Source organism: Kluyvera sp. CRP (genome assembly GCF_019930565.1).
Taxonomy (GTDB): Bacteria; Pseudomonadota; Gammaproteobacteria; order Enterobacterales; family Enterobacteriaceae; genus Kluyvera; species Kluyvera georgiana_A.
Genome location: NZ_CP082841.1, coordinates 2,264,935 through 2,277,605 on the forward strand (window position 1 = coordinate 2,264,935; position 12,671 = coordinate 2,277,605).

At 55.8% G+C, this 12,671-nt stretch carries 10 protein-coding genes; 7 read left to right on the forward strand and 3 right to left on the reverse strand.

The annotated features are described in order from the left end of the window. Positions 1 to 40: 40 nt before the first annotated feature. Positions 41 to 928, reverse strand: coding sequence for a MurR/RpiR family transcriptional regulator (locus K7B04_RS10620; protein ID WP_163447182.1), 888 nt, complete (start codon positions 926 to 928; stop codon positions 41 to 43). Positions 929 to 1,249: 321 nt separating this feature from the next. On the opposite strand from K7B04_RS10620, the gene K7B04_RS10625 reads away from it, so the two are divergent. The 5 genes from K7B04_RS10625 (at position 1,250) to K7B04_RS10645 (ending at position 7,595) form a co-directional block, all read left to right on the forward strand. After that, positions 1,250 to 2,740: an MFS transporter gene (locus K7B04_RS10625; RefSeq protein WP_167576609.1), complete on the forward strand. Its 1,491-nt coding sequence runs from the start codon at positions 1,250 to 1,252 to the stop codon at positions 2,738 to 2,740. 50 nt (positions 2,741 to 2,790) lie between these two features. Beyond that, complete coding sequence (locus tag K7B04_RS10630) at positions 2,791 to 3,480, forward strand: N-acetylmannosamine-6-phosphate 2-epimerase (protein WP_223803988.1); 690 nt, start codon at positions 2,791 to 2,793, stop codon at positions 3,478 to 3,480. After that, positions 3,477 to 4,352 carry an N-acetylmannosamine kinase gene (locus K7B04_RS10635; RefSeq protein ID WP_223803989.1) on the forward strand — a complete coding sequence of 292 codons (876 nt, stop codon included), beginning with the start codon at positions 3,477 to 3,479 and terminating at the stop codon, positions 4,350 to 4,352. The genes K7B04_RS10630 and K7B04_RS10635 overlap by 4 nt, the downstream gene beginning before the upstream one ends. Then, on the forward strand, positions 4,349 to 4,816 hold the full coding sequence (nanQ, locus tag K7B04_RS10640) for an N-acetylneuraminate anomerase (protein ID WP_223803990.1): 468 nt from the start codon (positions 4,349 to 4,351) through the stop codon (positions 4,814 to 4,816). Before K7B04_RS10635 ends, nanQ begins: the two co-directional genes overlap by 4 nt. A 526-nt stretch (positions 4,817 to 5,342) precedes the next feature. After that, on the forward strand, positions 5,343 to 7,595 hold the full coding sequence (locus K7B04_RS10645; RefSeq protein ID WP_223804147.1) for an inverse autotransporter beta domain-containing protein: 2,253 nt from the start codon (positions 5,343 to 5,345) through the stop codon (positions 7,593 to 7,595). A gap of 82 nt (positions 7,596 to 7,677) precedes the next feature. Here K7B04_RS10645 and K7B04_RS10650 read toward each other — a convergent pair whose 3' ends face one another. Then, the gene (locus K7B04_RS10650; RefSeq protein WP_163447191.1) at positions 7,678 to 8,946 is read right to left on the reverse strand and encodes an MFS transporter; all 1,269 of its coding nucleotides are present in this window, start codon (positions 8,944 to 8,946) and stop codon (positions 7,678 to 7,680) included. A 305-nt stretch (positions 8,947 to 9,251) separates the two neighbouring features. Then, positions 9,252 to 9,665, reverse strand: coding sequence for a homoprotocatechuate degradation operon regulator HpaR (gene hpaR / locus K7B04_RS10655; protein ID WP_064547751.1), 414 nt, complete (start codon positions 9,663 to 9,665; stop codon positions 9,252 to 9,254). A 264-nt stretch (positions 9,666 to 9,929) separates the two neighbouring features. Between hpaR and hpaG the strand changes: the two genes are divergently transcribed. Together hpaG and hpaE are read left to right on the forward strand one after the other, a co-directional pair. Then, positions 9,930 to 11,207, forward strand: coding sequence for a 4-hydroxyphenylacetate degradation bifunctional isomerase/decarboxylase (hpaG, locus tag K7B04_RS10660; protein WP_223803991.1), 1,278 nt, complete (start codon positions 9,930 to 9,932; stop codon positions 11,205 to 11,207). Beyond that, a complete protein-coding gene (hpaE, locus tag K7B04_RS10665; protein WP_167576597.1) occupies positions 11,204 to 12,670 on the forward strand; it encodes a 5-carboxymethyl-2-hydroxymuconate semialdehyde dehydrogenase in 1,467 nt (488 codons plus the stop codon). The genes hpaG and hpaE overlap by 4 nt, the downstream gene beginning before the upstream one ends. The last annotated feature ends 1 nt before the right edge of the window (position 12,671 follow it).

The following is a 12,671-nucleotide window of genomic DNA, read 5'->3' on the forward strand; positions in this document are numbered from 1 at the left end:
AGAAAAACGAGAGTATCAGAGTGTGATCGGCCGCACTAAATTAGGCCTGACGAGGAACCGTTAAGGCGTCCATGGTGCGCAGTTTATTGGCCTTCGCCTGCTCCGGATCTTTCTGCACCAGCAGGGTGTAGATGAGATCCAGCACGAACAGCTGCGCGGTCTTGGTTCCGATGGAGTCACCCTGCAGGCGCCCCTGTCGATTACCATTAATCAGCGTAAAATCAGCGACTTTGCTCAGCGGTGAGCCCAGGTTATGGGTCAGCGCGACGGTGGTCGCGCCCGCTTCTTTAGCAAGGTGCAGCGCATGGGTGGTTTCCGGGGAGTGGCCTGAATGGCTGATGCCGACGGCGACATCGCCCGGTTTGAGCAGGGAAGCCTGCATGTACATAAAGTGATTGTTGGTGAGCGCATCCACGCGCATACCGATACGCATCAGCTTATGCTTCATATCTTCGGCGGTGACGCCGGACGCGCCCACGCCAAAAATATAGGCGCTGTTGCAGGCGTGCAGCGCATCGACAACCTGTTCGACCTGGCGCATATCCAGCAGATTCAGCGTTTCGGACAGCACGTTGGCAATCGCGCCTTGCAGCTTCAGACCAATCGTGTGGGCGTCATCGTTTTCCACCACTTCAGCGTCCAGCAGCGTGCTGCTGTCATCGCTGTCAACCATCGCCAGCTCAATGGCCAGCTCCATTTTGAAATTCTGAAAGCCCTTATAGCCCAGCAGGCGGCAGAAACGGATCACCGACGCTTCGCCAGCGTTGATCTCCTGTGAAAGATCGGCAATGGAAAGCTGCGTCACCTTATGGGGTGACGTCATGATGTAGTTGGCAATACGCTGCCCCACACGGGTCAGACTACTCTGCATCGCCCCCAGAGTATCAAGTATTTTTCCGGCCTTAACCGGTGAGTTCGGACTCTCCATTGCTTCCTGCTCTTCACGCTGACTGAGTGGGTAATGATGGGGCAGCGCCTGCGGTCAGGCAAGAAAATCGGTGTAAAAACCGTGTAATAGCCGCCATTTTGCGCACACCTGTACCGATGACGACGGCATGTTGTGACGCAGATCGATTTTTTATCCTCCGTCATGCTTACCTCTATGATGGTGTTCACACATTTCAGTCTATGCACTTGTGGTGTTTTGCTTCCTGTAAAATTATTAAATGGAGTTTTACTTCATTTGGGTGTGTCACACTCACTCTTTAGGCACGTAGGTATTGCAATTTGCTCATCACAGGAGAGCAACATGAGTGGAATAACAAAAGCCATTCCATGGTACAAACACCTTAATAAATCCCAGTGGCGGGCTTTCTCAGCCGCATGGCTTGGCTATTTGCTTGATGGTTTTGATTTTGTCTTAATTGCCCTGGTATTAACGGAAGTACAGAGCGAGTTCCAGCTCACCACCGTACAGGCGGCGAGTATTATTTCCGCGGCGTTTATTTCGCGCTGGTTAGGCGGATTGCTGCTGGGGGCGATGGGCGATCGCTACGGTCGTCGTCTGTCGATGGTTACCAGTATTATTCTTTTCTCGGTCGGTACGCTGGCCTGTGGCCTGGCGCCGGGTTACACCTCGATGTTTATCGCCCGTATGGTTATCGGTATGGGGATGGCGGGGGAGTACGGTTCTAGCGCAACCTATGTGATTGAAAGCTGGCCAAAACATCTTCGTAATAAAGCCAGCGGCTTCCTGATTTCCGGCTTTTCCGTCGGCGCGGTGGTGGCGGCGCAGGTCTACAGTCTGATCGTTCCTCTGTGGGGCTGGCGCGCGCTGTTTTTCATTGGCATTCTGCCGATTATTTTTGCGCTGTGGCTGCGGAAAAATATTCCTGAAACCGAAGACTGGAAAGAGCGTCAGGCGAATAAAAAACCGGTCCGTACGATGGTCGACATTCTTTATCGCGGCAAGCTGCGGCTGCTGAATATCGCGATGAGCTGCGCCGCTATCGCCGCGCTATGGTTCTGTTTTGCGGGCAACCTGCATAACCCGGCGATCGTACTGCTGCTGGCGCTGGTGTGTACGGTGATTTTTGTCAGCTTCATGGTGCAAAGCAGCGGCAAACGCTGGCCAACCGGCGTGATGCTGATGGTCGTAGTGCTGTTTGCTTTCCTCTACTCCTGGCCGATTCAGGCGCTGCTGCCGACCTACCTCAAAAGCGAGCTGGGATACAACCCGGCGACCGTGGCGCAGGTGCTGTTCTTTAGCGGCTTTGGCGCAGCGGTGGGCTGCATTGTCGGCGGCTTCCTCGGCGACTGGCTGGGAACGCGTAAAGCCTACGTTTACAGCCTGCTAGCCTCGCAGATTCTGATTATCCCGGTATTCGCCATCGGCGGTTCCAGCATCTGGGGGCTGGGTATCCTGCTGTTCTTCCAGCAGATGCTAGGCCAGGGCATTGCCGGCATTCTGCCGAAGCTGATCGGCGGCTATTTCGATACCGACCAGCGTGCGGCAGGCCTCGGCTTTACCTACAACGTCGGGGCGCTGGGCGGGGCGGCGGCGCCGGTGATTGGCGCGCTGGTGGCGCAGCATCTCAGCCTTGGCTCTGCGTTGGGTTCGCTCTCCTTTGGTTTAACGTTCGTGGTGATTTTACTGATTGGCCTGGATATGCCGTCTCGCGTGCAGCGCTGGATTCGTCCGGAAGCACTGCGCACGCATGATGCCATCGACGGTAAGCCGTTTAGCGGCGCGCTGACCCGTCAGACAGACAAATCGGTTCCCGTTTGCGGTAAGCATTAATTACAGGCGCCCGGACGCGCCGGGCGCAAATTGAAGTTAAGGATGTACTTATGTCGTTGTTAGAGAATCTGGATACAAGCATTCAAAAGCAGGGTGGGCTTATTGTTTCTTGTCAGCCGGTCCCCGGCAGCCCGTTAGATAAACCGGATATCGTGGCGGCGATGGCGCTGGCGGCGGTACAGGCGGGGGCCGTGGCTGTCCGCATCGAAGGCATTGAAAACCTGAAAGCGACGCGCCCGCTGATTAGCGTTCCGATTATTGGCATCGTGAAACGTGATTTGTCGGATTCCCCGGTACGTATTACCCCTTACCTTGACGATGTAGACGCGCTGGTACAGGCCGGTGCCGATATCATTGCTTTTGACGGCACTGACCGCGTGCGTCCGACGGCGGTCGCGGAAATTATTGCCCGGATTCATCATCATCAGCGCCTGGCGATGGCCGACTGTTCCTCGCAGCAGGACGCCGCTGACTGTCACCGCCTCGGCGCGGATATTATCGGCACGACGCTTTCCGGCTATACCACCGATGTGGTGCCGCAGGATCCCGATCTGGCGCTGGTGGCGGCGTTAAGCGCTAAAGGCTACCGGGTGATTGCCGAAGGCCGCTATAACTCACCGGCGCTGGCCGCACAGGCCATGCGGCACGGCGCCTGGTCGGTCACCGTCGGCTCGGCGATTACGCGCCTTGAGCATATTTGTCAGTGGTATCGTGACGCGATCGTGGAGGAAGCGGTATGAGCACGCTGGCGATTGATATCGGCGGCACCAAGCTCGCTGCGGCGCTTATCGATCCCCGACAGCAGATTATCGACCGCCGGATTTTACCGACGCCCGCCAGCCGCACGCCGGAGGCGCTACGTGAGGCGCTGCGCTCGCTGATTGCGCCATTTGCCGGGCAGGCGCAGCGCGTGGCGGTAGCCTCAACCGGCATCATCCGTCACGGCATCCTCACGGCGCTCAACCCGGATAACCTTGGCGGCCTGGCGCAGTTTCCGCTGGTAGATACCCTCGCTCAGCTGACCGGGCTGCCCTGTCTGGCGGTGAATGATGCGCAGGCAGCGGCGTGGGCGGAATATCGCGCGCTGCCGGGCGAGGTTCGCGATATGGCGTTTATCACGGTGTCGACAGGCGTTGGCGGCGGCATCATCAGTCATGGCAAGCTGCTCACCGGCCGTCAGGGGATGGCCGGGCATATCGGTCATACGCTGGCCGACCCGCACGGGCCGCTTTGCGGCTGCGGGCGTCGCGGTTGTGTGGAAGCGATTGCCTCTGGACGCGGGATTAGCGCGCAGGCGGTTGACGCTCTCCACGGCATGACCGCGAAACAAATCTATGCGCTACACCAGCAGGGGCATCCGCAGGCGACGTGCCTGATTGAGCGCTCGGCCCAAACCGTGGCGCGACTGATTGCCGATCTGAAAGCCGGCTATGACTGCGAATGCGTGGTTCTTGGCGGCAGCGTCGGTCTGGCGGACGGTTATTTATCCCTGGTCGCCGGGTATCTGGCGCGAGAACCGGCGGCCTATCACACGCATCTTGTCGCCGCCCATCATCAGCATGACGCGGGGTTACTTGGCGCGGCAATGCTGGCAGAAGAGGACATCATATGATTTTTGGCGATATTCGTTGCCCTGAGCGTGCCGGGTTACCTTCACCGCTGCTCGCGGCGCTGACCCTGGCCCTGAAGACGGACCCGCAACGCTGTGAGCCGGGCCGTCACGCTTTGCAGGGGGAAGATATTTTTATGAACGTGATGCAGTTTATGACGCAACCTGCGCACGCTAAACGGGCTGAGCTGCACGCGGAATATATTGATGTGCAGATCCTGCTTGCGGGAGAAGAGCGCATCGAGTTCGGGCTTGTTGACAGTGCCCGTCAGTGTGATGAATGGCACCGCGAAGACGATTACCAACTGTGTGATGAGATTGCGGGGCAGCAGTCGGTTACGTTGCAGGCAGGGATGTTTGCGGTGTTTTTCCCCGGCGAGCCGCATAAACCGGGTATTCAGGGAGAGACGCCCGCCGGGATAAAGAAAGCGGTGGTGAAAGTGCATCGAAAGCTGCTTGATAGGTAGGCTTTCGAACCATCCCGGTTCAGTCAGGCGAAGCGCCGCCGGGGTGGTTCATTCAGCTAACCGGGTACGCTTCCAGCTCAGGCTCTGGCGAACGCAGCAGCGCCCACATAATAATCCTCCCAATTACCGCCTTAAGCATCCCTTTCTTTTTTTGCTATACCTTACCGACTGTTCTGCCACATTTTTTTATATTTACACAGGGTGTCCAAAATCGGATACCTAAACATCGAGCCAATTTATTCTTAATTGGATAAAATACCAACCAAATAAGCCTTGCGCCAAATAATATTATTCGATAACAACTATTATATCCTGGTTTGTAACTACAATATTTCTTTCTGTTAACACATTGCATTTCAAATAAATGGAAATAATTAAATAAAACGCGGAGTATCTCTTGATACTCTATTTTTGTCATTTCTGAAAATTCACATTGTATAAAATGAATAAATTATCTTTATTGTGTCGTTATGGCGTGTCTTATTCTTTAGCTCAATTGAAACAGGTCCCGCGCGTATTGTCTCCGATGCTGCTGTTGATCCCTCTACAATCGATGGCTAACGCACCTGCGACGGAGAATGCTGACGTTAATCCTTATAGTGATACGCTGAGCAGGACAGCTTCCACACTGGCATCAACCGAATCAAATGGGGCGGCAGGTGCAGCGGCGTCCGCCGCATCAAGCTATGCTTCTTCTTCCGTGGAAGGTTGGCTCTCGCAGTTCGGTACTGCCCGCGTGCAGTTAAATGTGGATAACAACGGCAACTGGGACGATAGCTCCTTTGATTTTCTGCTGCCGTTTTACGATAACAAAAAAACGGTGATCTTCACTCAATTGGGGATGCGCGCACCGGACGATCGTTTTACTGGAAACCTTGGTTTTGGCGTCAGAACATTTAATGCATCGAACTGGATGTTTGGTATTAACAGCTTTATTGATGATGATTTTACCGGTGGTAACCGTCGCGCCGGATTTGGCGGCGAAGCCTGGACCGATGATTTAAAACTATCGGCAAACGGCTATGTCGGTATTACCGATTGGCACAGTTCACGTGATTTTGATGATTACGATGAAAAGCCTGCAAATGGTTTTGATATTCGTGCTGAAGGCTATTTACCGACTTATCCGCAATTGGGCGCAAAGGTCATGTACGAACAGTATTATGGCGATAATGTTGCGCTATTTGATACCGACCACCTGCAAAAAGATCCTTCTGCGGTCACGGTGGGTCTGAACTATACGCCGATTCCGCTGGTGACCGCAGGCATAGACTATAAACGCGGTCAGGATTCGGTGGATGACACCCAGTTCTCCCTGGCTTTCCACTATGTGCTGGGACAATCTTTGTCATCACAATTGTCGGGCGATCAGGTGGCGTATCGTCGAAGCCTCGCAGGCAGCCGTTACGATCTTGTCGAGCGTAATAATGAAATCGTGCTGGACTACCGCAAGCAGGAAAAACCGACGCCAGACGCGCCTACCACGGATTTAGCGATACAAATTGTGCGCAATGGGGTGGATTCTGACGGTACGACCAAAGATTTCGCCGTGGCGCGGGTCACCGATTCTGACGGTACGCCGATGGCCAACGTCACCGTTAACTGGTCTGTTAGCGGTTCTGCGAAGCTGGCACGAGCGTCCAGCACTACGGATAGCTACGGCCTTGCTACCGTGGGCTTAACTGATGTTGTCGCAGAAACAGTGGACGTGACCGCGACCGTAGAGCAGCAGACGAAGACCTCGAAAGCCACGTTTGTTGAGGGGAGTGGTGGTGATAAGACCAGGCACATCGTGGTCAGCACGGTGAGGGGGGCGGCAAGCGCTGATGGCCAGGATCGCGGAATACTGAAAGCCGTCGTCACCGATGAAAACGGTAAGCCGATGAGCCATCAGACCGTGGCCTGGTCTGATAGCTCGGATACGGCAAAGGGCAATAAAACGGAAACCATCACCAATGATAGCGGCGTGGCGCTTTTTGCCTTAACGGATACCGTTCCGGAGAAAGTGACCGTAACGGCGAAAATGGATGATATCAGCGATTCCGGCAGCGTGACGTTTATTCAGGGCTCGCAGATTATTACTAACGTAGAGATGTCCGCAGTGAAAAATGGCGTCATTGCCGATGGCGTTCACCAGAATATCGTGCAGGTTTCGGTTGAAAATGGTCAGCACGAACCAGCAGCAGGTGAAACAGTGAGTTGGTCTCTGGTATCGCCGTCCTCTAAGGCAGAGATTAAACATTCAACAACGGTGACGGACGCGAAGGGGAATGCGTATATCAGCTTCACGGATACAGCGGCGGAAGACGTCCAGGTGCAGGCGAAAGTCGGCGAGCACCAGATGAGCTTCACATCGAACTTTATCGCTGAATCTATTGGTCAAGTTGATGGGCCGATTCCTCTGGGGATTGGATCGGATGATGTCGTCAATATCAATGAATCCAGCGGCGGCGTTGATTTCCAGATAACGCCTTATGCGGGTATGAAGGAAGGGGACCAGATTGTGCTGCACTTCCAGGTATACGGCGATGATGGCGGCCCATCCTATAACCCACGCAGCCAGACGTGGACCTCTTCGATCCACACAGTGACCGCGAGCGAAGTAGGGCACCCAATTACCATTAATGCGCCACAAAGCGCATTCTACGACGACAATGGCATTGGCATCACCGACACGGATTACGACACCACCGGCGCCTATGCCGTGGTGAAAAGCGTCAGCGGGCAGACGGTGAAATCTTCCTTCACGCATATGGGTGTCGCGACCATTATGGGGTAGCGGCTCCCATGGAGTCGGCTAGCGCAGGCCGGGCTACATAAACGTTAGCCCGGCCTGGCGAAGCGCCGCAGGGGAGGTTTGCTCAGCTGGCCGGGTTCGCTTCCAGCTCAGGCTCTGGCGAACGCAGCAGCGCCCACAGAATAATCGCCCCAATCACATCAAATACTGCCAGCACGGCAAACAGTGGGCTAAAGCCCAGTGTGTCCGCCAGCGCGCCAACCACCAGGGCGAATAAGGTGCTGGCGGTCCATGCAGCCATGCCGGTAAAACCGTTGGCGGTGGCCACTTCGCCCGGATCGAACATGTCGGAAGAGAGCGTAATCAACGCGCCGGACAGCGACTGGTGGGCAAAACCGCCGACGCACAGCAGCGCAATAGCCACGAACGGGCTGCTGAACAGACCGACCATGCCCGGCAGGATCATCAGCGCTGCGCCCATGGTGACAACCAGCTTACGTGAAACCACAATATTGACGCCAAAGACACGCTGGAAGATCCCCGGCAGATAGCCGCCGATGACGCAGCCCATATCGGCGAACAGCATCGGGATCCAGGCAAACATGGCGATATCTTTCAGGTTGAAGCCGTAGGTGTGCACCATAAACAGCGGGATCCAGGCGTTGAAGGTCCCCCACGCCGGTTCCGCCAGGAAGCGCGGCAGGGCGATGCCCCAGAATTTACGTTGCTTCAGCAGCTGGCCGATGTGTACTTTATCGACCGTTTTTTTCTCTGGCTGGCCTTCGGTGATGTAGTTGTACTCTTCTTTGCTCAGTTTCTTGTACTGGCCCGGGCGGTTATAGACCAGGTACCATCCCAGCGCCCACACAATACTGGCTATCCCGACGATCACGAACGCCAGACGCCAGCTGTGAATATAAATGGCCCATGCCACCATCGGCGGCGCAATGATGGCGCCCATCGAAGAACCGACGTTGAAGTAGCCCACGGCGACGGAACGTTCGTGATCCGGGAACCATTCGGTGACCGATTTCAGCCCGGCGGGGATCATCGCGCTCTCGGCAAAACCCCCTAAGCCACGACACAGCGCCAGGCCTTGCCAGCTGTTGGTGAAGGCGGCACCGATGCAGAAGATGCCCCACAGTGCGCCAAACAGGGTATAACCTACTTTGGTGCCTAGCGTATCAAGCACATAACCCGCGATGGGCTGGGCAATGGTGTAGCAGGCGGAAAATGTCGCCACGATCCAGGAATATTGCTGGGTAGTGACATGAAGATCGCTCTGAAGCGTCGGCGCAGCGGCCGAAATAGTATTGCGGGTTAAATAGCATAAAATCGTGCCAAGCGTGACAAGAGCCACCATAAACCAGCGCGTATGACCAGTAGTGCGCATAAAACGTTCCTTTACTTCTTAGGATATGAGACGGCCTGCGGGTGAACAGGCGCAACTGCGGTCATACAGAGAGAAGATAAATCGCCAGCCATACGGCGGCACACAGCGGTCCTTTTATGAGAATTAGTGAATCCGTGTCACATTTTTCTGAATATTAAACCTGTGTTTCAGAAAATTATGTGATCTGATTCAAAATTATTAGGATGGCGTACCACTTAAGTGTATCGGGGTAAGTAATGACGTAATGAACCGTTAAGGGCGGTTTCATTCTGCCCGAATTGCTGTGAAAACAGGCAGATAAGGGGCTATTTGTTGAGGGTAATAAACTCGTGTAGCAACGCCGTCAGCTGTTTCATCTTCTCCGGCGTGAACTTCTGTTCAATTTCCAGGTAGGCTTCTTCCACTTTCGCCTGCGCGCGCTCGTACAGCGCGTACCCCTCTTTGGTGAGCGAGACATAAAGTTTGCGCTGATCGTTGACCGGCTTCAGGCGTAACACCAGCCCATCGCGCTCCATGCGCGTCAGAATCCCGGTCAGGCTGGGGCGCAGAATACAGGTCGCGGCAGCCAGATCGTGGAAGTCCATTGAAGGGTTGTCGACCAGCACGCGAACAATCCGCCACTGCTGCTCCGTCAGATTGTGCTGCTTCACGATCGGCCGAAAATAGGTCATCGCCACTTCTCGCGCCTGCATCAGGGCGATGGTTAAAGAATCGTGCATTCTGCCTCCTGCCACTTCTCATCATTAATATATGAACAATATAGCAATGTTGCTTTTATCAACAGCATATTTTTGATGAAACCCGACGTTGCTGAAATGAAATTTCATTAGTTCATTGATTATGAACGACTATTTTTAGTTTGTGTAAAATTATTGTTAATCGAGTCACAAAAAAATTACTTGTGTTTGCTAAATGAGCAGTGGAGGCATAAAACAGATCATTAATATATTAACGAAATAAATGCTGTCTCTGAGGAGCTGTAAATGAAAGGTACCGTTTTCGCCGTGGCGCTCAACCATCGCAGCCAGCTTGATGCCTGGCGCGACGCGTTCGAGCAGGCCCCCTATAAGGCACCGCCTAAAACCGCCGTCTGGTTTATCAAACCGCACAATACCGTCACCGAAGGCGGTCAGCCGATCCCGTACCCGGAGGGAGAGGCGGTATTCAGCGGGGCAACGGTGGCGCTGGTGGTGGGCAAAACGGCGCGTAAAGTTAGCGTTGAAGACGCGGTGGACTATATCGCCGGATACGCGCTGGCGAACGAAGTCAGCCTGCCGGAAGAGAGCTTCTATCGCCCGGCGATTAAAGCCAAATGCCGTGACGGCTTCTGCCCGCTGGGGGAAATGGTGAGCGTTGATAACGTCGACAACCTGACCATCATCACCGAAATCAACGGTCGCCACGCCGACCAGTGTAGCACTGCCGACCTCACGCGCAATGCCGCCGAGCTGCTGAGCGCCCTGAGCGATTTCGCCACGCTGAATCCGGGCGATGCCATTCTGCTGGGCACCCCGCACAACCGCGTGGCGCTGCGTCCCGGCGATCGGGTCCGCGTACTGGCAGAAGGTTTCCCGCCGCTGGAAAACCCGGTAGTCGCCGAAGCGGACGCTCGCCCGGTGCCACGTCCGTACGACCACGGCACCCTGTTTGCGCTGGGGCTGAACTACGCCGATCACGCCAGCGAACTGGACTTCAAGCCGCCGGAAGAGCCGCTGGTGTTTATCAAAGCGCCGAACACCCTTACCGGCGATAACCAGACTTCGGTGCGCCCGGACAACGTCGAGTACATGCACTACGAATCGGAGCTGGTGGTGGTGATTGGCAAAACCGCGCGCAAGGTCAGTGAAGCTGAAGCGATGGACTACGTCGAGGGCTACACGGTCTGTAACGACTACGCCATTCGTGACTACCTGGAAAACTACTATCGCCCGAACCTGCGGGTAAAAAGCCGCGACGGGCTGACGCCCGTTTCCCCCAATATCGTGCCAAAAGCGGCAATTCCCGATCCGCATAACCTCACCTTGCGCACTTACGTTAACGGCGAGCTGCGTCAGGAAGGCACCACCGCCGATCTGATCTTCAGCGTACCGTTTCTGGTCTCTTACCTGAGCCAATTTATGACGTTGCAACCGGGCGACATGATTGCCACCGGCACGCCGAAAGGGCTCTCTGACGTGGTGCCGGGAGATGAAGTGATTGTGGAAGTGGAAGGCGTCGGTCGCCTGGTGAACCGGATTGTCAGCGAGGAGTCTGCAAAATGAAAAAAATTAACCATTGGATCAACGGCAAAAGCGTCGCCAGCGATGACTATTTCCACACCACCAACCCGGCGACCGGCGACGTGTTGGCGGAAGTCGCCTCCGGCGGCGAAGCGGAAGTGAATCAGGCGGTAGCCGCGGCGAAAGAGGCTTTCCCGAAGTGGGCCAATCTGCCGATGAAAGAGCGCGCACGCCTGATGCGTCGTCTGGGCGACCTGATTGACCAGAACGTGCCGGAAATCGCGGCGATGGAAACCGCCGACACCGGCCTGCCGATTCATCAGACCAAAAACGTGCTGATCCCCCGCGCGTCGCATAACTTCGAGTTTTTCGCCGAAGTGTGCCAGCAGATGAACGGCAAAACCTATCCGGTCGACGACAAGATGCTCAACTACACCCTCGTGCAGCCGGTGGGCGTGTGCGCGCTGGTGTCGCCGTGGAACGTACCGTTTATGACCGCCACCTGGAAGGTCGCGCCGTGCCTGGCGCTGGGTAACACCGCGGTGCTGAAAATGTCCGAACTGTCGCCGTTAACCGCCGACCGTCTGGGCGAGCTGGCGCTGGAAGCGGGCATTCCACCTGGGGTGCTGAACGTGGTGCAGGGCTATGGCGCGACGGCGGGCGATGCGCTGGTACGCCACCACGATGTGCGTGCGGTCTCCTTTACCGGCGGCACCGCCACCGGGCGCAACATCATGAAAAACGCCGGGTTGAAAAAATACTCGATGGAGTTGGGCGGCAAATCGCCGGTGCTGATTTTTGAGGATGCCGACATTGAACGGGCGCTGGACGCCGCGCTGTTCACCATCTTCTCGATCAACGGCGAACGTTGTACCGCCGGTTCGCGCATCTTTATCCAGCAGAGCATCTACCCGGAATTCGTCAAACGCTTTGCCGAGCGCGCCAACCGCCTGCGCGTCGGCGACCCGAACGACCCGAATACTCAGGTCGGCGCGCTGATTAGCCAGCAGCATTGGGAAAAGGTCTCCGGCTATATCCGCCTTGGCATTGAAGAGGGTGCGACCCTGCTGGCCGGCGGCCCGGAAAAACCCACTGACCTGCCAGCACACCTGCGTGGCGGCAACTTCCTGCGCCCAACAGTGCTGGCGGACGTCGATAACCGGATGCGCGTGGCGCAGGAAGAGATTTTTGGTCCGGTAGCCTGCCTGTTGCCGTTCAAAGACGAGGCGGAAGGGCTGCGTCTGGCCAACGACATTGAGTACGGCCTGGCTTCCTATATCTGGACCCAGGACATCAGCAAAGTGCTGCGTCTGGCACGCGGCATCGAGGCCGGGATGGTGTTCGTCAACACCCAGAACGTGCGCGACCTGCGCCAGCCGTTCGGCGGCGTGAAGGCCTCCGGTACCGGGCGCGAAGGCGGCGAGTACAGCTTTGAAGTGTTCGCGGAGATGAAGAACGTCTGCATCTCAATGGGCGATCACCCGATTCCTAAGTGGGGAGTGTGAT

Coding starts and splice junctions, on each gene's coding strand:
- K7B04_RS10630 (WP_223803988.1), top strand. CDS start 2,791: ATGTCGTTGTTAGAGAATCTGGATACAAGCATTCAAAAGCAGGGTGGG.
- K7B04_RS10635 (WP_223803989.1), top strand. CDS start 3,477: ATGAGCACGCTGGCGATTGATATCGGCGGCACCAAGCTCGCTGCGGCG.
- K7B04_RS10650 (WP_163447191.1), bottom strand. CDS start 8,946: ATGCGCACTACTGGTCATACGCGCTGGTTTATGGTGGCTCTTGTCACG.
- hpaE (WP_167576597.1), top strand. CDS start 11,204: ATGAAAAAAATTAACCATTGGATCAACGGCAAAAGCGTCGCCAGCGAT.
- K7B04_RS10620 (WP_163447182.1), bottom strand. CDS start 928: ATGGAGAGTCCGAACTCACCGGTTAAGGCCGGAAAAATACTTGATACT.
- hpaG (WP_223803991.1), top strand. CDS start 9,930: ATGAAAGGTACCGTTTTCGCCGTGGCGCTCAACCATCGCAGCCAGCTT.
- K7B04_RS10625 (WP_167576609.1), top strand. CDS start 1,250: ATGAGTGGAATAACAAAAGCCATTCCATGGTACAAACACCTTAATAAA.
- nanQ (WP_223803990.1), top strand. CDS start 4,349: ATGATTTTTGGCGATATTCGTTGCCCTGAGCGTGCCGGGTTACCTTCA.
- hpaR (WP_064547751.1), bottom strand. CDS start 9,665: ATGCACGATTCTTTAACCATCGCCCTGATGCAGGCGCGAGAAGTGGCG.
- K7B04_RS10645 (WP_223804147.1), top strand. CDS start 5,343: ATGCTGCTGTTGATCCCTCTACAATCGATGGCTAACGCACCTGCGACG.